This window comes from Streptomyces sp. NPDC041205 (genome assembly GCF_055591765.1).
Window position 1 is genome coordinate 915,374 of record NZ_JBVIZH010000003.1, and the last position, 24,635, is coordinate 940,008.

General features: G+C 73.5%; 2 protein-coding genes. Both read left to right on the forward strand.

What is annotated here, in order from left to right:
- Positions 1 to 440 precede the first annotated feature (440 nt).
- A complete protein-coding gene (locus ACZ6BG_RS17965; protein WP_469002166.1) occupies positions 441 to 7,103 on the forward strand; it encodes an amino acid adenylation domain-containing protein in 6,663 nt (2,220 codons plus the stop codon).
- Positions 7,104 to 24,635, forward strand: a complete 17,532-nt coding sequence (locus ACZ6BG_RS17970; protein WP_469002168.1) for an amino acid adenylation domain-containing protein — start codon at positions 7,104 to 7,106, stop codon at positions 24,633 to 24,635.

Sequence of the window (24,635 nt, forward strand, 5' to 3'; positions counted from 1 at the left end):
AGGCGGCTCTGAATCGGGTGTTGAGAAAGTACAGTCACCCCCTTTGGGAAATATCGAGCGACGCACCGCGATGAAGGCGTGAGAAAGGACATTCACGCGAACCGCGCAGGACGCGTCCGATGCGCCGGGCAGCCGCCCGTTCAGTTGAGAACGGTGGGCGCGGCGACGGGGGAAATCCGGTGGTCGGACGGCCCGGAACTCGTTGCGTTACGGTTCCCCGGCAGGCAAGCGAGACCGGAAACCAATGGGGGAGTGGAGACGGTCCGGGCCGAAGGAAGTGCGCCGCGCTTCGGGTCGGTCCGCCTTATCTCCACGGCTCTCCGAGGCACCGGCGAATGCTGGGTTCCGTTGCGCTGCCATGGCTCGCCGCCGCCCCACCGGCGCCGCGAACTGTTCGCTCACCGCGTCCCGCACGGAATTTCTGAGCCTCTGGAGCCTTCGTGACCGACCCTCATGAGTCTTCCGCCACAGCCCTGCCCGTCCCCGACGTGACCGTCGCCGCGCTCTTCGCGCGCCAGGCGGCCGCGACACCGGACGCGGTGGCGGTCGTCGGCGGAACCGACGTCGCGTGGACCTACCGCCAGCTCGACGAGCGCGCCGACCGGCTCGCGCGGGTGCTCACCGGACACGGGGTGCGCCAGGAGTCGATCGTCGGCGTGGCGCTGCGCCGGTCGCCGGAGTACGTCGTGTCGGTCCTCGCCGTACTCAAGGCGGGGGGCGGCTATCTGCCGGTCGACCCCGACTACCCGGCCGAGCGCCTCGACTTCATGCTGGCCGACGCCGCGCCGACGGTCCTGGTCACCGACACCGAGACCGCCCGCTCCCTGCCCCCGAGCACTGTCCCGCACCTCGTCCTGGACGAGCCCGGCACGAGAGATGCGATCGCGCGGAGCGGGCCGCGTACAGGCGAAGCGACCACGCCGAGCGGGCCGCGTACGACCGACGCCCCGCAGACCCCGGCCGCACCCCTGCCCGGACACCCCGACAGCCTCGCGTACGTCATCTACACCTCCGGCTCGACCGGCACCCCCAAGGGCGTGGCCGTCACCCACCGCGACGTGGTGACCCTCGCCCTGGACGGCCGCTACGCGGGCGGCGCGCACACCCGCGTCCTGCAGCACGCCCCGCTCGCCTTCGACGCCTCGACGTACGAACTGTGGGTGCCGCTGCTGTCCGGCGGCACCGTGGTCGTGGCCCCGCCGGGTGTCCTCGACGCCACCGCCCTGGCCGCCCTCATCACCGAACACCGCGTCACCGCCGCCTTCATGTCCGCCGGTCTGTTCAAGGTCGTCGCCGAGGAGCGGCCGGAGAGCTTCACCGGGATGCGAGAGGTGTGGGCCGGGGGCGACGTGGTGTCACCCGAGGCGGTGCGGCGGGTGCTGCGCGGCTGCCCGGGGCTGACGGTCGTCAACGGCTACGGCCCGACCGAGACGACGACGTTCGCCCTGTGCCGCCCGGTGTCCGAACCCGCCGACGTGGCCGAGCCGTTCCCCGTCGGCTGGGCGATGGACAGCATCGACGCGTACGTCCTGGACGACGGGCTGCGCCCGGTGGCGCCCGGCACCAGCGGCGAGCTGTACCTGGCGGGCCCGGGCCTCGCCCGCGGCTATCTGAACCGCCACGCCCTGACCGCCGAACGCTTCGTGGCCTGCCCCTTCGGCGCGCCCGGCGAGCGCATGTACCGCACCGGCGACGTCGTCTCCCGTACCCCCGGCGGCGAAGTGAGCTTCGAGGGCCGCTCGGACGCCCAGGTGAAGATCCGCGGCTTCCGCATCGAGCCCGGCGAGATCGAGGCCGCCCTGGAACTGCACCCCCGGGTGGCGCACGCCGTGGTCGTCCCGCACGAGGGGCGCGGCAACCGAGGCAAGCAACTGGTCGGCTATGTCGTCCCGGCCGCCGACGACGCCTCCCTGGAGGCCGAACGCGGCGGCGGCACCGGCCACTTCGCCCTCGCGGCGGGCCTCGGCCCCGGCGAGCTGCGCGCCTTCCTCGCCCGCGCTCTGCCCGAGTACCTGGTCCCGGCCGCGTTCGTGGTCATCGACGCGCTGCCGCTCACGGCCAACGGCAAGCTCGACCGGGCGGGGCTGCCGGAGCCGGAGTTCCGCGGCGCGGCCTACCGGGCGCCGCGCACGGAGCGGGAAGAGATACTCGCCACGCTGTTCGCCGAGGTCCTCGGCGTGGAGCGGGTCGGCGTCGACGACGACTTCTTCGTCGTCGGCGGCGACAGCATCCAGTCGATCCAGCTGGTCACCCGGGCGCGCGCCCGCGGTGTGGTCCTCAGCACCCGGGAGGTCTTCGAACGGCGCACGGTCGCCGATCTCGCCGAGACCGCGGCGAACGCCGGGACCGGTGAAGACGCCCCCGTCCTGGCGGAGTTCGAGAGCGGCGGCATCGGCTTCGTACCGCATCTGCCGGTGACGCGCTGGCTGCGGGGCCGCGGTCCCGGCTTCGAACGGTTCCTCCAGGCGATGGTCCTCGACCTGCCCCAGGGCATCGACGAGGCGGGGCTCGCGGCGACCCTCGGCGCGGTCGTCGACCGGCACGACCTGCTGCGGGCACGCCTGGTGGAGGGCGTCCTCAGCGGCCTGGTCACCCAGGCCCCGGGCTCCGTGGACACGGCGTCGCTCATCCGGCGCGTGGAGTGCGCGGGCCAGTGGGACGCGGACGAGTGGCACAAGTCGCTGCTCGCCGAACTGGACGCCGCCGCCGGACGCCTCGACCCCGTCGCCGGGACCGTCGCGCAGTTCGTGTGGTTCGACGCCGGACCGGAGCGGGCAGGGCGGCTGCTGCTCGCCCTGCACCACCTGGTCGTCGACGGCGTCTCCTGGCGCATCCTGATGCCCGACCTGGCGGCGGCCTGGCAGCAGGTGCGCGCCGGTACGACACCGGAGCTCGCGCCGGTCGCCACCTCCGTGCGCCGCTGGTCGCACGCGCTGGTCGAGGAGGCGGGCCGCCCCGGCCGCACCGCCGAACTGGAGCACTGGAAGTCCGTCGTCGAAGGACCGGACCCGGTGCTCGGCACCCGGCGGCTCGACCCCGCCGTCGACGTCGTCGCCACCCTCGGCAAGGTGCGGGTGCAGCTGCCCCCGGCCGTCACCGAGGCGCTCCTGACCACCCTGCCCGCGACCTACCGGGGCGGTGTGAACGACGGCCTGCTCGCCGCTCTCGCGATGGCGGTCGCACGGTGGCGGCACGGCCGTGGCGTCGAGGAGCCGTCCACGCTGATCCGCCTGGAGGGGCACGGCCGTGAGGAGACCGTGGCGCCGGGCGCCGATCTGTCGCGCACCGTCGGCTGGTTCACCAGCGTCTTCCCGGTCCGCCTCGACCTCTCGGGCACCGACCTCGACGAGGCCTTCGCGGGCGGCGCCGCCGCGGGCCGCGCCGTCAAGACCGTCAAGGAGCACCTGGCCGGCGTCCCCGACAAGGGCATGGGCTACGGCCTGCTGCGCCACCTCAACCCCGAGACCGCCGACGCCCTCAAGGGCCACGAGGCCGGCCAGATCTCCTTCAACTACCTGGGCCGCTTCTCCGCCGCCGCCGACATGCCCGAGAACCTGCGCGGCCTCGGCTTCACCCAGACCCCCGGCCTGACGGAACTCGCCGAACTGGACGCGGGCCAGGACCCCCGCATGGCCGCCCTCGCCGAGCTCGACATCAACGCCCACGTCACCGACACCCCCGAAGGCCCCTGCCTCGGCGCCCTGTTCACCGCCCCGCAGGGCGTGCTGAGCGCCGCGGAGGTGCGGGAACTCGCCGACCTCTGGTGCGCCGCCCTCACCGGCCTCGCCCGGCACACCGCCGACCCCGGCGCCGGTGGCCTCACCCCCTCCGACGTGCTCCTCACCCCCGTCGAGCAGGGCGACATCGAGGGCTGGGAGCGGCGCTACCCCGGCCTGTCCGACGTCTGGCCGGCCTCGCCCCTGCAGTCCGGACTGCTCTTCCACTCCAAGCTGGTCGCCGAGGCCGGATCCGACTTCGACGCCTACCACGAGCAGTACGTCCTGCACCTGTCCGGACCCGTGGACACCACCCGGCTGCGCACCGCCGCCCAGGCCCTGCTCGACCGCCACCCCGCCCTGCGCGTCGCGTTCGTGCCCGGCCCCGACGGCGACCTGGTCCAACTCGTCGTCGACGGCGTCGAGGTGCCCTGGCGCCACCTCGACCTCACCGGCCACGCCGCGGCCGAACGCACCACGGCGTACGAGGACTTCCTCGCCGAGGACCTGAAGGCCCACTTCGACCCGGCCGCGCCACCGATGCTGCGCCTGGCCCACATCGCCACGGAGACCGGCCGCCACGCCGTCGTCCTGACGGTGCACCACGTCCTGGTGGACGGCTGGTCGCTGCCGCTGCTCATCCAGGACCTGCTGCAGCTCTACGCGGCGGACGGCGACGCCTCGGCGCTCGGGCGGGCCCGCAGCTACCGGGAGTACCTGGCCTGGCTGGAGCGGCAGGACCCGCAGGAGTCCCTGCGCGCCTGGGCCGACGAACTCGACGGCGTCACCGAGCCGACGCTGATCGCCCCCGCCGCCCTCGACACCGCGAGCCCCGGCATCGACCAGACCGACGTCCCGCTCACCCCCGCCCAGGTCCGTGAACTCGCCGCCCGCGCCGCCGACTCGGGCGTCACCCTGAACACCCTCGTCCAGGGCGCCTGGGGAGTCCTCCTCGGCCAGCTGACCGGACGGCAGGACGTGGTGTTCTCCGCGACGGTGTCCGGACGGCCGCCCACGCTGCCGGGCGTCGACTCCGTCGTCGGCATGTTCCTCAACACCGTTCCCGTACGCGTCCGCTGCGCACCGGCGACGCCCTTCGCGTCGGTCCTCACCGACCTCCAGGACCGGCAGGCCGCGCTCCTCGACCACCATCACCTCGGCCTCACCGAGATCCAGCGCGGCACCGGGCTCGCGGCGCTCTTCGACACCGTGGTCGCCTTCGAGTCGTTCCCGCTGGACCGCACCGGCATCGGCGAGGCGAGCGAGGCCGCCGGGATCACGGTGAGCGGCCTGCGCTCCTTCACCGCGAGCCACTACCCGGTGACCTTGTTCGTCTACCCCGACGGCGCCCACCCGCGCCTGACCGTCCAGTACCAGCGCCACGCCCTCGACGCGGCCGCGGCCTACGACCTGGCCACCCGCCTCGGCCGCGTCCTGTTGGGGCTCACCGAGGAGCCGGGCACCCCCGTGGGCCTCGTCGACCTCCTCGACGACGGCGAGCGCCACCGGATCGTCGGCGAGTGGAACGACACCGCGGAGCCGACGGCCGCGCACACGATCCCCGAGCTGATCGAGAAGCAGGTCGCCGAGACACCCGACGCCACCGCCGTGGTCTGCGGCGAACACTCCCTCACGTACCGCGAGTTGAACGCCCGAGCCAACGTTCTCGCCCGCGAGCTGTGCGCGCGCGGCGCAGGTCCGGAACAGGTGGTGGGCCTGGCGCTGCCGCGCACGGCGGACCTCGTCACCGGCATGCTCGCCGTCCTCAAGTCGGGCGCCGGATACCTCCCGATCGACCCCGCCTACCCCAGCCACCGCCTGGACTTCATCCTCGCCCAGGCCCGCCCGGCCCTGATCCTCACCGACTCCGCGACGGTCGAGGTGCTGCCGAGGACGGACACGCCGTCCCTGTACCTCGACGACGTGGACCTCCAGGGCGCCCCGGACCGGGTGGGCCCCGACCGGACCGAGCCGCCGAGCCCGGACCACCTGGCGTACGTGATGTACACCTCCGGCTCCACCGGCACCCCCAAGGGCGTCATGATCACGCACGCCAACGTGGTCAACGGCGTCGCCCGGCTCGCCCGGCGCGTGGGCGTGGACGCGTCCACGCGGATGCTGGCCGGCACCTCCGTCAACTTCGACGTGTCCGTCTTCGAGATCGTCACCACCCTTTCCCGGGGCGGCTGCGTCGAAGTGGTCCGCGACGCCATGGTCCTCGGCGAACGGACCTCCCTGACCGCCGACGTGATCAGCACGGTGCCGTCGGTCTTCGCCGAACTCCGCGACCAGATGGGCACCATCACCGGGCTCAGGACCGTGGTGTTCGCCGGTGAGGCCCTGCCCGCGTCCCTGGTCGCCAAGGTGCGCGAGGCCCTGCCCGGCGTGCGCGTGATCAACGCCTACGGCCAGAGCGAGTCGTTCTACGCCACCACCTTCACCGCCGACGACACCTGGCAGGGCACCGGCAGCGCACCCATCGGCACCCCGATCGGCAACATGCGCACCTACGTCCTCGGCCCCGGGCTCACCCCCGTACCGCCCGGCGTGGTCGGCGAGTTGTACGTGGCGGGCAGCCTCGGCCGCGGCTACCACCGGCAGCGGTCCCTGACCGCCGAGCGCTTCGTCGCCGACCCCTTCGGCCCGGCGGGCGCGCGCATGTACCGCACCGGGGACCTGGCCCGCTGGAACGCCGAAGGGCAGCTCGAATACGCCGGGCGCGCCGACGACCAGATCAAGATCCGCGGGGTGCGCGTCGAGCCCGCCGAGGTCGAGGCGGCCCTGACCGGTCACCCCGATGTGGCGCAGGCCGTGGTCGTGGCCCGGGACGGCACCGGCAAGGCGGGCAGGCAACTCGTCGGCTACGTGGTGCCGGAGCCGGACGACGGCGCCGGGGGAGGGGGCGGGGCCGGGCCAACCGCCGGTACCCGGACTGCCGGAAGCGCCGACGCCCTGATCGCCGCCCTGCGCGAGCACCTCACCGCACTCCTCCCGGCCCACCTGGTGCCCACCGGCCTCGTGGCCCTCGCCGAGATTCCCCTCACCGCCAACGGCAAGGTGGACCGCAAGGCGCTCCCCGACCCCGCGCCAGCCGCGCAGAACACCGGACGGGCCCCGCGCACTCCGCAGGAAGCGCAACTCTGCTCGTTGTTCGCCGAAGTCCTCGGCCTCGACCGGGTCGGCATCGACGACAACTTCTTCGACCTGGGCGGCCACTCCCTGCTCGCCACCCGCCTGACCAATCACATCCGCGACAGCTTCGGCGTCGACGTTCCCATCCGCGCGGTGCTCGACTCCCGCGACGTCGCCGACCTCTCGCGCACCGTCCTGGAGGCATCGACCACCAGGCGGCCCCGTCTGCAGAAGATGAACAGGAGTGCAAAGTAAATGATCCCGTTGTCCTATGCGCAGCGCCGTCTGTGGTTCATCGACCGTTTCGAGGGTCCCTCGGCCACATACAACCTCCCGTTCCTCATCGAGCTGACGGGTGAGCTGAACGTGGCGGCGCTCACCGCAGCCGTACGGGACGTGGTGGTCCGGCACGAGAGCCTGCGCACCCTGATCATCGACAACGCCGACGGCGTACCGGCACAGGAAGTCGTCCCCGCCGAGGACGTCCACCTGGACGTCCCGCTCGTCGAGGTGGCGTCCGCGGACCGGGACGCGGCCGTCGCACGGGCCGCCCAGTACGCGTTCACGCTGGCCGAGGAGATCCCCGTACGGGCCACCCTGTTCCGCAGCGGCCCCCAGGACCACCAGTTGCTCCTGCTCGCCCACCACATCGCCACCGACGGCGAGTCCATGGCCCCGCTCGTCCGCGACCTCGCCGCCGCGTACACCGCACGCGCCGAGGGCGCCGAGCCCGACTGGCCCGAACTCCCCGTGCAGTACGTCGACTACACGATGTGGCAGCGCGACCTGCTCGGCGACGAGCACGACCCCAAGAGCATCCTGGCGACCCAGCTCGACTACTGGCGCGGCGAACTCACGGGCGTCCCGCAGCCGCTGCGCCTGCCCGCCGACCGGCCGCGCCCGCCCGTGGCCGGACGCCACGGCGACGTGGTGGACTTCCGCGTCGACGCGGAGCTGTACGGCCGGGCCGAGGAGCTCGCCCACCGCCACGGCGTGACCGGGCCGATGGTCTTCCAGGCGGCGCTCGCGGCGCTCCTTCAGCAGCTCGGCGCGGGCGCGGACGTGACCATCGGCTCCACCGTCGCGGGCCGCATGGACAGCCAGCTCGACGACCTGGTCGGCTTCTTCGTCAACACCTGGGTGCTGCGCACCGACCTGTCCGGCACCCCTTCCTTCGAGGACCTGCTCGGCCGGGTCCGCGAGAAGGCCATGGCCGCCTACGACCACCAGGACGCGCCCTTCGAGCGCCTGGTGGAGATGCTCAACCCCGAGCGGTCCACGGCCTACCACCCGCTGTTCCAGACGATGTTCACCTGGGAGACCCACCGCTCGGTCACCCTCGAACTCCACGGCGGCCTCACCGCCCGCTGCACCGGCCTGCCGACGCCGACCGCCAAGTTCGACCTGGAGTTCAGCTGCTTCGCGGACCCCGACGAGCCGGGCCTGTCCGTGTCCCTGGAGTACGCCACCGAGCTGTTCGACCGGTCCACGGCCGAAGCCGTCGCCGAGCGCTATGTCCGCCTGGTACGCCAGCTCGTGGACGCGCCGGAGCGGCCCGTCGCCCTCGCGGACGTCCTGGACGCGGGCGAGCGCCGACTCGTCCTCGGCACGTTCAACCAGACGGCGGCGGAGACGCCGGAACTCAGCGTCGCGGGCCTGGTCGAGCGCCGGGCCGAGGCGACACCCGACGCGCTCGCCGTGGTCCACGGCGACACGGAGCTGACCTACGGCGAACTCGACGCGCGGGCCGGGTTGCTCGCCCACGAGCTCGTGGCGCGCGGCGCCGGTCCGGAGAGCGTCGTCGGCCTGGCGCTGCCCCGCTCCGCCGACCTGGTCGTGGCCATGCTCGGCATCCTCAAGTCCGGTGCTGCCTACCTGCCGATCGACCCCCGCTACCCCAGCACCCGCCTGGACCACATCCTCCGCGACGCCCGCCCGTGCCTGGTCCTGACCAGCGCCGACACCGTGGGCGTGCTGCCGACGACGGACATACCGACGCTGATCGTCGACGACGTCGACTTCGAGTCGGGCGCCGGAGAGGTCCAAGGCGGCGAACTGCCGCGCGTCAAGCCCGCGAACGCCGCCTACGTGATGTACACCTCCGGCTCCACGGGCGTCCCCAAGGGCGTGACCATCACCCACCGCGACGTCGTCAACGGCGTGCTGCGCCTCGCCGACGCCATCGGCATCGACGCGGGCACCCGCACGCTGGCCGGCACCTCGGTCAACTTCGACGTCTCCGTCTTCGAGACGATCACGACCCTGGCCGTCGGCGGCACCCTCGAAGTGGTCCGCGACATCCTGGTCGTCGGCGAGCGCGGCGGCTGGTCCGGCGGCATCATCAGCACCGTCCCCTCCGTCTTCGCCGAACTCCTCGACCAGGTCGGCGGGAAGCTCCAGGCCGACGCGGTGGTGTTCGCGGGCGAGGCCCTGCCCGCCTCCCTCGTCGAGCGGGTGCGCGAGGCCATCCCCGGCGTGCGCGTCGTCAACGCCTACGGCCAGACCGAGTCGTTCTACGCCACCACCTTCACCGCCGACGACACCTGGCGCGGCACCGGCAGCGCCCCCATCGGCGCGCCCCTCGGCAACATGCGCGCCTACGTCCTCGGCCCCGGCCTGGAGCCGGTGGCACCGGGCGTCGTGGGCGAGCTGTACGTCGCGGGCAACGTGGCCCGCGGCTACCACGGGCGCGCCGCACTCACCGCCGAACGCTTCGTCCCCGACCCGTACGGCGAGCCCGGCGCGCGGATGTACCGCACCGGCGACCTCGCCCGCTGGACCCCGGACGGCCGGCTGGAGTACGCGGGCCGCGACGACGCGCAGGTCAAGGTGCGCGGCTTCCGCATCGAGCCCGGCGAGATCGAGGCGGCCCTGACCGCGCACCCGGGCGTCGCGCAGGCCGTGGTGACCACCCACGCGGGCCGCGGCTCCACCCAACTGGTCGGCTATGTCGTGCCGGTGGACTCCGGCGAGGGCGGCCTCGACAGCGTGTCGAGCCTCGGCGACCTGGACCTGGACCTCACGGCGATCGTGTCCGCGCGGGACCTGCGCCGGTTCGTCTCCGGGCGGCTGCCCGAGTTCATGGTGCCGTCGGTGTTCGTGATGCTCGACCGGCTTCCGCTGGCACCCAACGGCAAGCTGGACCACAAGGCGCTGCCGGAGCCGGAGTTCACCGGCGGCGAGTACCGCGCCCCGCGCACCACCGAGGAACTCACCCTCGCCGCCGTCTACGCCGAGGTCCTCGGCCTCGAACGCGTCGGCGTCGACGACGACTTCTTCGCCATCGGCGGCGACAGCATCCGCTCCATCCAGGTGGTCTCCCGCGCCCGCGCCCAGGGCGTCGACGTCACACCCCGGCAGATCTTCGAGTGCCGCACCGTGGCCGAGCTGGCGCAGGCGGCGGGCGAAGGCCCGGGCCGTCCCGTCCTCGCCGAACTGGACGGCGGCGGAGTCGGCTTCGTACCACTCCTTCCCATCGGGCACTACCTGACCCAACTGGGCGGCGGCACCGACCGGTTCACCATGTCGATGACCGTGGACCTGCCCGCCGGGATCGACGAGCGCGGCCTGCTCGCCACCCTCGGCGCGGTCCTCGACCGGCACGACATCCTCCGCTCCCGGCTCGTCACCGACCCCGCCCCCGGACTCGACGTGACCGGCCCCGGCACGGTCGACGCGGGCGCGCTGCTGCACCGCGTCACCTGGAGCGGCGCCTGGGACGGCGCGTGGCGCGACCAGGCCGCCGCCGAACTCGACGCCGCCGCGGGCCGCCTCGACGCGCGGCGCGGAGTGATGGCGCAGTTCGTGTGGTTCGACGCGGGCGCCGACACCGCGGGACGCCTCCTGATCCTGCTGCACCACTTCGTCGTCGACGGCGTGTCCTGGCGCATCCTGCTGCCCGACCTCGCCGAGGCCTGGCGTCAGGTCCGCGACGGCCGCACCCCCGAACTCGCCGAAGTCACCACCTCCGTACGGCGCTGGGCGCACGCCCTGGCAGAGGAGGCGGCCACCGAGCGGCGCACGGGCGAGCTGGCGCTGTGGCGCGCCATCGTCACCGGCCCCGACCCGGACCTCGGCCGACGGCCGTTCGACCCGGCGGTGGACGTGTGCGCCACCGTGCGGACGGTGCACATGGACCTGCCGACGGCGGCCACCGAGACGCTTCTCACCACCCTGCCCGGCGCGTTCCGCGGCGGAGTGAACGACGGCCTCCTCGCCGCCCTCGCCCTCGCCGTCGCCAAGTGGCGGCGCGGCCGGGGCGTGGCCGACGACGCCTCGGCCTCGACGCTGATCCGCCTGGAGGGCCACGGCCGCGAGGAAGCGGCGGCGCCGGGCGCGGACCTGTCCCGCACGGTCGGCTGGTTCACCAGCGTCTACCCGGTGCGCCTCGACGTGGCGGGCGTGGACGTCGACGACGCCCTCGCGGGCGGCCGCGCCGCCGGTGCCGCCGTCAAGGCCGTCAAGGAACAGCTCCTCGCCGTGCCGGACAAGGGCGTCGGCTACGGCATGCTGCGCCACCTCAACCCGGAGACCGCCGAGATCCTGGAGCGCTACCCCACCGGGCAGATCTCCTTCAACTACCTGGGCCACTACACGGGTTCCGGCAACATGCCCGAGCACCTGCGCGGCCTCGGCTTCACCCAGGCCGACGGCACCACCGAGCTGATCGCCGACCTCGACGCCGACATGCCCGCCCTCGCGACCCTCGCGGTCAGCGCGTACGTCACCGACACACCGCAGGGCCCGCGCCTGGACGCCCGCCTCGACTTCCCCTCCGGCCTGCTGTCCGAGGGCGAGGCCGAGGAGCTCGCCGTCCTGTGGCGCACGGCCCTCGAAGGCGTCGCCCGCCACGCCGACCAGCCGGACGCGGGCGGCCTGACGCCCTCCGACGTGCCACTGGTCACCGCCGACCAAGCCCAGCTCGAGGCGTGGGAGGAGCGCTACCCGCACCTCGCCGACGTGTGGCCGCTCACCGCCATGCAGGACGGCCTGCTCTTCCACGCGGAGCTGGCCGGCGCCTCCTTCGACGCCTACCAGATGCAACTGGTCTTCCACCTGAACGGCGAGGTCGACGGCGCCCGGATGCGCGCCGCCGGACAAGCGCTCCTGGAGCGCTACCCGACCCTGCGCGCCGCGTTCGTCATGGCCGACAACGGCCGCCGCGTCCAGCTCGTGCACGAGCACGTCGAGCTGCCCTGGGCCGAGTACGACCTCAGTGGCCTCGCCGACGGCGAGCGCGAGCAGCGGCTCAAGCGCCACCTCGCCGAGGAGCACGCCCGCCACTTCGACCCGGCCACCGCGCCCCTGGTGCGCATGTCGCTGGTGAAGCTGGCCGCCGACCGGTGGGAACTGGTCTTCACCGCCCACCACGTCCTGTTCGACGGCTGGTCGCTGCCCCTCGTCATGGAGGACCTGCTGCGCCTGTACGGCTCGGCGGGCGACGCGAGCGGCCTCGGCAGGATCCGTGACTACCGCGACTTCCTGTCCTGGCTCGCCGAGCGGGACGAGGGCGCGGCCGCCCGCGCCTGGGCCACGGAGCTGTCCGGCGTCGAGTCACCGACGCTCCTCGCGCCGGGCGCGGCCGACAGCGACGCGGAACCGGCGGGCATCGCCATGGCGGACGTGCCGCTGTCCCCGGAGACGGGCCGCGACCTGGCGCGCCGGGCCGCCGACCTCGGCATCACCCTGAACACCCTGATCCAGGGCTCCTGGGCGGTCCTCCTCGCGGGCCTGACCGGGCGCCAGGACGTGGTGTTCGGCACCACGGTCTCCGGCCGCCCGCCCCAGGTCACGGGGGCCGACGAGATGGTCGGCCTGTTCATCAACTCCCTTCCCGTGCGGGTGAACTGCGCCCCGGGCGCCACCCTGCGCGAGCTCCTCACCGACCTGCAGGAGCGCCAGAGCGCGCTGCTCGACCACCACCATCACGGGCTGCTCGACATCCACCAGGCGGTGGGCCTGCCGACGCTGTTCGACACGATGGTCGGCTACGAGTCCTTCCCGATCGACGCCGTCGCCCTCAGCGAGGCCGGAGCCGCCGCCGGGATCGAGCTGACCGGCATCAGCCCGCTCAGCGGCGCGCACTACCCGCTGGTCGTCATGGCGCTCGCCGAGCCGCACCTGAAGGTCGGCATCGAGTACCGGCCGCACGTGTTCGACGCCGCCCAGGTCGGCGCCATCGCGGGCCGCCTCGCGCGGATCCTGGAACTCCTGGCGCGCGACGCGGACACCCCGGTGGCCGCCCTCGGCATCCTGGAGGACGACGAGCGCAAGCGGATCCTCACCGACTGGAACGACACCCCCGCCGCGACCGCCGAGCAGACCGTCCCCCAGGTCTTCGAGGCGCACGTGGCGCGGACCCCGGACGCCCCGGCCGTGGTGGACGGCGCGCGGACCCTGACGTACCGGGACCTCGACGAGCGGGCCAACCGCCTCGCCCGGGTCCTGGCCGCGCGGGGCGTCGGGCAGGAGTCCGTGGTCGGGCTCGCCCTGCCGCGCTCCGTGGAGCAGATCGTGTCGCTCCTGGCCATCGAGAAGGCGGGCGGCGCCTATCTGCCCGTCGACCCCGAGTACCCGGCCGACCGCCTCGCGTTCATGCTCAGCGACGCCGACCCCACCCTCGTGGTGACCGACGCGCGGATCGCCGCCGGCCTGCCCAGGAGCCCCTGCCCGTTCCTGGTCATCGACGAGTCCGACACGGCCGCCGAGATCACCGCCGCCTCGGCGGAGCCGCTGGCCTCCGCGCAGGCCGGGCAGCTGGACCAGCTCGCCTACCTGATGTACACCTCCGGCTCCACGGGCCGCCCCAAGGGCGTGGGCGTGACCCACCGGGGCGTCGTGAGCCTCGCGGCCGACCGTTGCTACGCGGGCGGCAACCACGAGCGCGCCCTCATGCACAACGCGCAGGCCTTCGACGCCTCCACCTACGACCAGTGGATCCCCCTGCTCGGCGGCGGCACCATCGTCATCACCCCGCCCGGCCGCCTGGACGCGGCCACCCTGGCGGCGGCCGTGCGCGAGCACGACGTGACCGGCGTCGTCATGACGGCGGGCCTGTTCATGGTCATCGCCGACGAGATGCCCGAAGCCTTCACCGGCGTGCGCGAGGTCTGGTCGGCCGGTGACGCGGTGGCGCCCGCCCTGGTGCGGCGCGTCCTCGACACCTGCCCCGGCCTGCGGGTCGTCAACGGCTACGGGCCCACCGAGGCCACCATGGCCACCTCCATCCACAACATGGACACCCACGAGGACATCGGCGAGGTCGTCCCGATCGGCCGCCCCCTCGACAGCACCCAGGTCTACGTCCTGGACGCCGCGCTGCGGCCGGTCCTTCCCGGCGTGCCCGGCGAGCTGTACATCGGCGGGGAGCGCCTGGCCCGCGGCTACCGCAACCGCCCGGGCCTGACCGCCGAGCGGTTCGTGGCCTGCCCCTTCGGCGCGCCGGGGGAGCGGATGTACCGCACCGGCGACGTCGTGGCCTGGACCGACGAGGGCCTGTTGGTCTTCCACGGCCGCGTCGACACCCAGGTCAAGATCCGCGGCTTCCGCATCGAACCCGCCGAGGTCGAGGCCGCCCTGTCCACCCACCCCGGTGTCGCGCAGGCCGTGGTGACGGTCCAGGAGGACGAGGCCGGGGAGCGGCGCCTGATGGGCTACGTCGTCCCGCACCTGGACGGCACCGGACAGACGGCCGCCGCCGAGCGGCAGGTCGAGGAATGGGAGACCATCTACGACCAGGTCTACTCCGCGGCGAACACCGTCTGGGGCGAGGACTTCACCGGCTGGGACTCCACCTACACCGACCGGCCGCTCGCGCTGCACGAGATGCGCGAGTGGCGGGACGCCGCGGTACGGCAGATCCTCAGCCGCGCCCCGCGCCGCGTCCTGGAGATCGGCGTCGGCTCCGGCCTGCTGATGGCGCACGTCCTGCCCCACGTGGAGCAGTACTGGGCCACCGACCTGTCATCCGCCGTCATCGAGCGCCTCGCCCACGAGGCCGAGCAGGCCGGATACGCCGATAAGGCGACCCTGCGCCACCGCGCCGCCGACGACGTGACCGGGCTGCCCCAGGGCCACTTCGACACCGTCGTGCTCAACTCGGTGGTGCAGTACTTCCCGGACGCCGACTACCTCGACCGCGTCCTGGCGCAGGCCTTCGAACTCCTCGCGCCCGGCGGCCGGATCATCGTCGGCGACGTCCGCAACGCCGCCACCCTGCGGCTGTTCCGCGCGGGCGTCCAGCACGCCCACCAGCCGGAGGCAGCCACCTCCCAGGCCCGGGCCGCGATCACCCGCGCCATGCTCATGGAGCAGGAACTGGTCCTGGACCCGGAGTGGTTCACCCAGTGGGCGGCGCGGCACGGCGCCGCCGGCGTGGACATCCGCCTCAAGCCCGGCCGCGCCCACAACGAACTCACCCGCCACCGCTACGAGGCCGTGCTGCACAAGCATCCCGCGGCGCCGGTGGAGCTGACCGAGGCGCCTCCGCTGTACTGGGGCCGCCAGGTCGGCGACCTGCGCGAGCTGGCCCAGCTGTGCGCCGCCCGCGAGGACACCGAGGTGCTGCGGGTCGTGGGCATCCCCAACGCCCGCCTGACGGAGGAGGTGGACCTCGCGGTCGCCGCGGGGCTGATGACCGCTCCCGCCGTGACGGGCCCCGCCGTGGACCCGCAGGACGTCTGGGACCAGGCCGCCGAGCAGGGCTGGACGGTGCTCCTGACCTGGTCGGGAGCGGTGGCCGAGAGCTTCGACGTGCTGGTCTTCCCGCAGGGCCCCGAGCTGCCCGACCAGTTGACGGGTCTCTTCGTGCCCGCCGGGCGTGCCGAGCGCGAGCTGGCGAGCGAGCCCGCCGCGGCCGGGCGCATCGGCACCCTCGTGGGCTCGCTGCGCGACTACCTCACCGAGCGGCTGCCCGCGCACCAGGTGCCCGCCTCGGTGGTGGCCATCGCCGAGGTGCCGCTGATGGCCAGCGGCAAGCTGGACCGCAAGGCGCTGCCCGTCGCCGACTTCGTCGCCCAGGCCACAGGACGGGACCCGCGCACCCCGCAGGAAGAGCTGCTGTGCGGCCTGTTCGCCGAGGTCCTCGGCCTGGACCGGGTCGGCATCGACGACGACTTCTTCGCCCTCGGCGGCCACTCGCTGCTCGCCACCCGCCTGGTGAGCCGCATCCGCGCCGTCCTCGGCGTGGAACTGCCCATCCGCGCGGTGTTCGCCGCGCCGACGGTGGTGGGCCTGTCCGGTCACCTCTCCGAGGGCGACCGGGCCCGCCCGCCGATGGTCCGCGTCGAGCCGCGCCCGGAGCGGGTGCCGCTGTCCTTCGCCCAGCGCCGCCTGTGGTTCCTCGACAAGTTCGAGGGTCCATCGGCCACGTACAACGCGCCCTTCCCGCTCCGGCTGAAGGGCGAGTTGGACCCGGACGCGCTCGCGGCGGCGGTACGCGACGTGGTGACCCGGCACGAGAGCCTGCGCACCCTCTTCGCCGAGGACCCCGACGGCACCCCCTACCAGCGGGTCCTCCCGGCCGCCGAGGTGCGCCTCGACGTGCCCGTGGTGGACGTGGCGGCGGCGGACCTGACCGCCTCGATCATGGACTTCGCGTCCTACCGCTTCGACCTGGCCACGGAGATCCCCGTGCGCACGGTGCTGCTGCGGCTCGCCGAGCACGACCACGTCCTGGTCCTGATGGTCCATCACATCGCCAGTGACGGCTCCTCGATGGCGCCCATGTTCCGGGACCTCGCCGACGCCTACGCGGCCCGGCTCGCCGGCCAGGCCCCGCGCTGGCCCGAACTGCCCGCCCAGTACGTCGACTACACCCTGTGGCAGCGCGACCTGCTCGGCGACGAGAACGACCCCGACAGCCTGCTCACGGCCCAGTTCGACTACTGGCGCGGCGAGCTGACCGGCGTACCGCAGCCCCTGCAACTGCCCACCGACCGCACCCGGCCGCCCAAGGCCAGCCACCGCGGCGCCCACGTCGACTTCGCCCTCGACCCGGACACCGTCGCGGGCGTCGGCGAACTGGCCCGGGAGCGCGGTGCGACCGTGGCGATCGTCCTGGAGGCCGCCCTCGCGGTGCTCCTGAACCGCCTCGGCGGTGGCGACGACGTCACCATCGGCTCGCCGATCGCCAACCGCACCGACGAGAACCTGACCGACATGGTCGGCTTCTTCGTCAACACCTGGGTGCTGCGCGCCCGCCTCGACGGCAACCCCACCTTCAACGACGTCCTGGACCAGGTCCGCACCAAGTCCCTTGCCGCCTACGACCACCAGGACGTGCCCTTCGAGCGCCTGGTGGAGGTCCTGAACCCGGAGCGCTCCACGGCCTACTCGCCGCTGTTCCAGGTGATGTTCGCCTGGCAGAACTTCAGCCGGCAGGACTTCGAACTCTCCGGCCTGCAGGTCGAGTTCGAGCGCGTGCCCAACGACACCGTCAAGTTCGACCTGTTCTTCAACATGGCCGACCTGCCCGGACGTGGCGTCCTGGGCGTCCTGGAGTACGCCACCGACCTGTTCGACGAGGGCACCGCCCGCACGATCGCCGACCGCTTCGTGCGCCTGCTCGACCGGCTCGCCGCCGAACCCGCGCGGCCCGTCGCGACCGTCGACCTGGTCGAGCCGCACGAGCGCGAGCTGGTCCTGCGGGGTTTCAACGACACCGCCGCCGAGACCCCCGACCTGACCGTGCCGCAGCTCATCGCCGAGCAGGCCGCCCGGACTCCGCGGGCGACCGCCGTCGTCTTCGGCGAGGAGCAGCTCACCTACGCCGAACTGGAGGCCCGCACCGACCGGGTGGCCCACGCACTCGCCGCGCGCGGCGTCGGCCCGGAGACGATCGTCGGCCTGAACCTGCCGCGCTCGGCCGACCTCGTGGTGGCCATGCTCGGCATCCTCAAGGCGGGCGGCGCCTACCTGCCGATCGACCCCAAGTACCCGAGCACCCGCCTGGACCACATCCTCGACGACGCCCGCCCCGCGCTCATCTTGAAGAGCCTCGACGACCTCGGGGACCTGACGGAGGGCGCCGCGGGCGCCCCGGTGACGGCGGCGCGGCCCGCGAACGCCGCGTACGTGATGTACACCTCCGGCTCCACCGGTGTGCCCAAGGGCGTGACCATCACCCACCGGGACGTCGTCAACGGCGTGCTGCGCCTGGCGGAGTCCGTCGGCATCGACGCGGGCACCCGCACCCTGGCGGGCACCTCGGTCAACTTCGACGTGTCCGTCTTCGAGACCGTCACCACGCTCGCCCAGGGCGGCACCGTCGAGGTCGTCCGCGACGTCCTGGTCGTCGGCGAGCGCGGCGGCTGGTCCGGCGGCGTGATCAGCACCGTCCCGTCCGTCCTCGCCGGACTGCTCGACCAGGCCGACGTGAACATCACGGCGGACGCGGTGGTGTTCGCGGGCGAGGCCCTGTCCGCCTCCCTCGTGGAGCGGGTGCGCGAGGCCATCCCCGGCGTGCGCGTCGTCAACGCCTACGGCCAGACCGAGTCGTTCTACGCCACCACCAGCACCATCGCCGAGGAAGGCACCGGCGCCGCGGGCGCCCCCATCGGCGCCCCGCTCGGCAACATGCGCGCCTACGTCCTCGGCCCGGGCCTCGCGCCCGTACCCGTCGGTGTGGTGGGCGAGCTGTACGTCGCGGGCAACGTGGCCCGCGGCTACCACGGCCGGGCCGCGCTCACCGCCGAGCGGTTCGTGCCCGACCCGTTCGGCGAGCCCGGCGCGCGCATGTACCGCACCGGCGACCTCGCCCGCTGGCGGGCCGACGGCCAGCTCGACTACGTCGGCCGCGGGGACGCGCAGGTCAAGGTGCGCGGCTTCCGCATCGAGCCCGGCGAGATCGAGGCGGCCCTCACCGCCCACCGCGCGGTGGCCCAGGCCGCCGTGGTCGCCCGGGAGGTGCGCGGCAGCACCCAGCTCGTCGGCTACGTCGTCCCGGTGGAGGTCGACGAGACCGGCGACAACTACGACATCACCGCCGGTGTCGAGGCCAGGGACCTGCGCAAGTTCGTGTCCGCGCGGCTGCCGGAGTTCATGGTGCCCGCCGCCTTCGTGATGCTGGACCGCCTCCCGCTGGCCCTGAACGGCAAGCTGGACCACAAGGCCCTGCCGGAGCCGGAGTTCACCGGCGGCGCCTACCGGGCGCCGCGCACCGCCGACGAGCACACCCTCGCCGCCGTGTACGCCGAGGTCCTCGGCCTGGAGAGCGTCGGCGTCGACGACGACTTCTTCGCCGTCGGCGGCGACAGCATCCGCTCCATCCAGGTGGTCTCCCGCGCCCGCGCCCAGGGCCTCGAAGTGACACCCCGGCAGATCTTCGAGCTGCGTACGGTCGCCGAGCTGGCCGAGGCCGCGGCCGCGGGCCGCACCGGCACCGTCCTTGAGGAGTTGGAGGGCGGCGGCGTCGGCTTCATGCCGTTGCTGCCGATCGGCCACTACCTGCTCGAACTGGGCGGCGGCAGTGACCGGTTCACCATGTCGACCGTCGTCGACCTGCCCGCGGGCATCGACCACGACGGCCTCGCCGCCACCCTCGGCGCGGTCGTCGACCGGCACGACATCCTCCGCTCCCGCCTGGTGCTCACCGGGACCAAGGGCCTGGAGGTGGCCGAGCCGGGCACGGTGGACGCCGCCGAGCTGATCCACCGCGTGGAGTGGCGGGACGGCTGGGAGCGGCCGGACTGGCACGAGCGGGCCGCGGCGGAACTGGACGCGGCTGCCGGGCGGTTGGACCCGGAGGCCGGGGTGATGGCCCAGTTCGTCTGGTTCGACACCTCTGCCGCGCCGGGCCAGGGCGAATCCGAGGGCGCCGTCACACCCGGACGCCTGATCATCGTCCTGCACCACTTCGCCGTCGACGGCGTCTCCTGGCGCATCCTCCTGCCCGACCTCGCCGAGGCCTGGCAGCAGCTCGGCCAGGGCCGCACCCCCGGACTCGCCCCGGTCGCGACCTCCGTACGCCGCTGGTCGCACGCCCTGGCGGAACACGCCACCGACGCCGACCGCGTCGCCGAACTCCCGCTGTGGCAGGGCATCCTGGACGGACCCGACCCGGCCATCGGGTCCCGTCCTTTCGACCCGGCGCTCGACGTGCGTGCCACCGTGGAGACCGTCCACCTCGAACTGCCGGTGGCCGCGACCGACACCCTCCTCACCACGCTGCCCGCCGCCTTCCACGGCGGCGTCAACGACGGCCTGCTCACCGCGCTGACCGTGGCCCTCGCCCAGTGGCGGCGCGCCCGCGGCGTCGACGAGCGCGACGCCTCCTCGGCCCTGATCCGCCTGGAGGGCCACGGCCGCGAGGAGAGCGCCGCACCGGGCGCGGACCTGTCCCGCACGGTGGGCTGGTTCACCAGCATGTTCCCGGTACGCCTGGACGTCGGCGGCTTCGACCTTGACGACGCCGCCACCGGCGGCCGAGCCGCGGGCGGCGCCATCAAGGCCGTCAAGGAGCAGCTGAACGCCGTACCGGACCACGGCATCGGATTCGGCCTGCTGCGCTACCTCAACCCCGAGACCGCGGCCGCCCTCCAGGACCACGGAACCGGGCAGATCTCCTTCAACTACCTCGGCCGGTTCGCCTCCGCCGACATGCCGGAGAGCCTGCGGGGCCTCGGCTGGACCGCCGCCTCTGACGTGGACGACCTGTTCGCCCAGCCCGACGCGGACATGCCCGCCATGGCCACCCTCGAAGTCACCGCGTACGTCACCGACACCGAGGCCGGACCGCGGCTCAGCGCGGGCATCGGCTTCCCCGGCGGGCTGCTCACCCGGGACGAGGCGCAGCAGCTCGCGGACCTGTGGCGCACGGCCTTCGAAGGCCTCGCCCGGCACGCCGAGCGGCCCGACGCGGGCGGCCTCACGCCGTCGGACGTGCCGCTCGTCAAGGTCAGCCAGCGCGACCTCGACGTGTGGACGGAGAGCCACCCGGGCCTGGTGGACGTGTGGCCGGTGACGCCGATGCAGTCGGGCCTGCTGTTCCACAGCATGATGGCCGACTCGTCGTTCGACGCCTACCACGTGCAGTTGACGTTCCACCTGTCCGGCGACGTCGACCCCGAGCGCATGCGCCGGGCCGGTCAGGTGCTCCTCGACCGGTACCCGAACCTCGGCGCCGCGTTCGTGACCAGCGCGGCGGGCGAGCCCGTACAGCTCGTCCGCGACCACGTCGAACTGCCGTACAAGGTCGTGGACCTGCGCGACCTCTCCGACGCGGCGCGCGACGCCGAGCTGGAGCGGCTGCTCGCCGCCGACCACGCGGACCACTTCGACCCGGCGAAGCCGCCCCTGATGCGGCTGACCCTGGTCCTGATGGAGCCGGGCCGCTCGGAGCTGGTCTTCACCGCCAGCCACGCCCTGTACGACGGCTGGTCGATCCCGCACCTCCTGCAGGACCTGATCCGCGCCTACGGCACCGACGGCGACACCTCCGAGCTGCCGCGCGTGCGCCCCTACCGGGACTTCCTGACCTGGCTCGCCGGGCAGGACCGCGCCACTTCGGCCCGCGCCTGGGCCACCGAGCTGGACGGTGTGGACACGCCGACGATGCTCGCCGGGGCGGGTACCGATGCCGTCGGTGACGACGACGGCGGGTTCGGGTCGGCCGAGGTGCCGCTGTCCACGGAGACGTCCCGGATGCTGTCGCAGCGGGCCGCCGAACTGGGCGTCACCCTCAACGTCCTGGTGCAGGGCACCTGGGGCGTGCTGCTCGGCGCCCTGACCGGGCGGCAGGACGTGGTGTTCGGCACCACCGTCTCGGGCCGCCCGCCGCAGGTGCCCGGCGTCGACGACATGGTGGGCCTGTTCATCAACGCCCTGCCCGTGCGCGTGCGCTACACCCCGCAGGACACCCTGGCGCAGGTGCTGACCCGGCTCCAGCAGAGCCAGGCCGTCCTGATGGACCACCAGAACCACGGTCTGAGCGACATCCAGGACGCCGCGGGCCTCGGCACCCTCTTCGACACGATGGTCGTCTTCGAGTCCTACCCGATCGACCGGGCGGGCCTGGTCGAGGCGCACGACGAGGCGGGCATCGCCATCACCGGGGCCCGGCCGGTCACCGGCGCCCACTACCCGATGGGCGTGGCCGCGGAGGCCTCCCCGCACCTGCGCACGGGCCTGCACTACCAGGAGAGCCTGTTCGACCCCGCCACGGCCGCACGCATAGCCGCCGGCCTCGGGCGCCTCCTTGAGCAGTTGGCCGCCGACCCCGACACCCCCCTCGGCCACCTCGACCTGATGCCGGAGGCCGAGCTGGAACGGGTCGTCGCCGCATGGAACGACACGGTCGCCCCGGCGGCCGCGCGCACCATCCAGGAGGCGTTCGCCGAGCAGGCCGCGCAGGTGCCGGACCGGATCGCGGTGGTCCTCGGCGAGGAGCGGGTGACCTACCGGGAGCTGGACGAGCGGGCCGACCGGCTCGCCCGGGTGCTCGCCGCACGCGGCGTCGGACAGGAGTCGGTGGTCGGACTCGCCCTGCCGCGCTCGGTGGAGCAAGTCGTCGCCGTCCTTGCCGTCTTGAAGGCGGGCGGCACCTATCTGCCCGTCGACCCGGACTACCCGGCCGAGCGCCTCGCGTTCCTCCTCGGCGACGCCGCGCCGGTGCTCCTGGTGACCGACGCGGAGATCTCGGAGCGGCTCTTCGACAGCCCCTGCCCGCACCTGGTCGTCGACGAGCCCGGCACCGCTGCCGAGATCGCCCGGGCCGGGGCGGGACCACTCGCCGCGGCCCCCGCCGGACACCCCGACCAGCTCGCCTACGTGATGTACACCTCCGGTTCGACGGGGCTGCCCAAGGGCGTCGGCACCACCCACCGCGACGTGGTGCTCCTCGCCGCCGACAGCTGCTTCGCCGGCGGCCGCCACGAGCGGGTGCTGATGCACAACCCGCAGGCCTTCGACGCCTCGACGTACGAGATGTGGATCCCGCTGCTCGGCGGCGGCACCGTCGTCGTCGCCCCGCCCGGGCGCCTGGACGCGGCGGCCCTCGCGAAGCTGATCGCCGAGCACGGCGTGACCGGACTCGCCCTCGCGGCGGGACTGTTCATGACCATCGCCGACGAGAGCCCGGAGGCGTTCCGCGGGGCACGCGAGGTGTGGACGGTCGGCGACGTGGTGGCCCCGGCCTCCCTGGAGCGGGCGCTGCGCACCTGCCCCGGACTCCAGGTCGTCAACGGCTACGGCCCGACCGAGACCACCGCGGCCACCTCCCACCACTTCGTGACCGACCCCGAGAACATCCCCGGCACCGTGCCGATCGGCGGGCCCATGGAGAACACCCGTCTGTACGTCCTCGACACGGCCCTGCGACCGGTGCCGCCCGGCGTTCCCGGAGAGCTGTACGTCGCCGGGCAGCGCCTGGCCCGCGGCTATCTGGGGCGGCACGCCCTGACCGCGGAGCGCTTCGTTGCCTGCCCCTTCGGCGGGCCGGGGGAGCGGATGTACCGCACCGGTGACGTGGTGGCCTGGACCGAGGAAGGCGGCCTGGTCTTCCAGGGCCGCGCCGACACCCAGGTCAAGATCCGCGGCTTCCGCATCGAACCCGGCGAGGTCGAGTCCGTCCTCGCCGGACACCCCGGCATCACCCAGGCCGTGGTGATCGCCCGCGACGACCGGGGCACCGGCAAACGCCTCGTCGCCTACGTCACCCCGGCCGAGGGAGAGGGGCCGGACACCGAGGAGCTGCGGGCCTTCGCCGCCGAGCGGCTGCCGGAGCACATGGTGCCGGCCGCGTTCGTCACCCTGGAGTCCATCCCGCTGTCCGGCGCGGGAAAGGTCGACCGCAAGGCGCTGCCCGCCCCCGAACTCGTCAGCGGCGCCGCCTACCGCGCGCCGCGCACCCCGCAGGAGGAGGTGCTCGCGGGCCTGTTCGCCCAGGTCCTCGGCGTCGAGAAGGTGGGCGTCGACGACAACTTCTTCGACCTCGGCGGCCACTCGCTGCTCGCCACCAAACTCATCAGCCGCATCCGCACGGTCCTGATGGTCGAGGTGCCGATCCGCCTGGTGTTCCAGTCACCGACCGTCGCCGACGTGGCCGCGCACCTGACCGGGGGCTCCGAAGCCACCGGACACAGCGACCCGTTCGGCGTGGTGCTGCCCCTGAAGACCGGCGGCACCAAGGCGCCGGTGTGGTTCATCCACCCCGGCTTCGGACTGTGCTGGTCCTACCTCGGCATGGCCACGCAGCTCGGCGACCGCCCGGCGTACGGCATCCAGGCCCGCGGCTTCGACGGGGCGCCGCTGCCGGAGACCTTCGAGGCCATGGTCGCCGACTACGCCGACCAGATCCTCTCCGTCCAGCCGGAAGGCCCCTTCCACCTCGTCGGCCACTCCATCGGCGGCCCGATCGGCCAGGCCGTCGCCGTGGAACTGCAGCGCCGCGGCCACGAGGTTCCCCTCGTCGTCCTCCTCGACGCCGTACCGGGCGACTGGTTCGCCGCACAGGAGGACGCGCGCCTGGACCTTTACGAGGCCAGGGACTTCCTGGAGAACTACCTGCCGGGCGAGGAGGACGGCGAGGAGCGCCGGACGCTCATCGACAACGGCGCCGCCCTGATGGTCCAGCACGGCCGGATGGTCCGGGAGTTCAGCCAGCCGACGTACCGGGGCACCGCGCTGTTCTTCAAGGCCACGCGGAACCCCGAGGCCCAGGCCGCCTTCTGGGAGCCCCACATCGAGGGCGACCTGCACACCCACGACATCGACGCCACACACCTGGGCCTGAACGCGCCCGGGCCCGCGGCCGAGATGTGCTCCATCATCACCCGCCACCTCACGGACTAA

Excerpts from the sequence above, each read along its gene's own strand:
- ACZ6BG_RS17970 (WP_469002168.1), top strand. The coding sequence starts at position 7,104 with ATGATCCCGTTGTCCTATGCGCAGCGCCGTCTGTGGTTCATCGACCGT.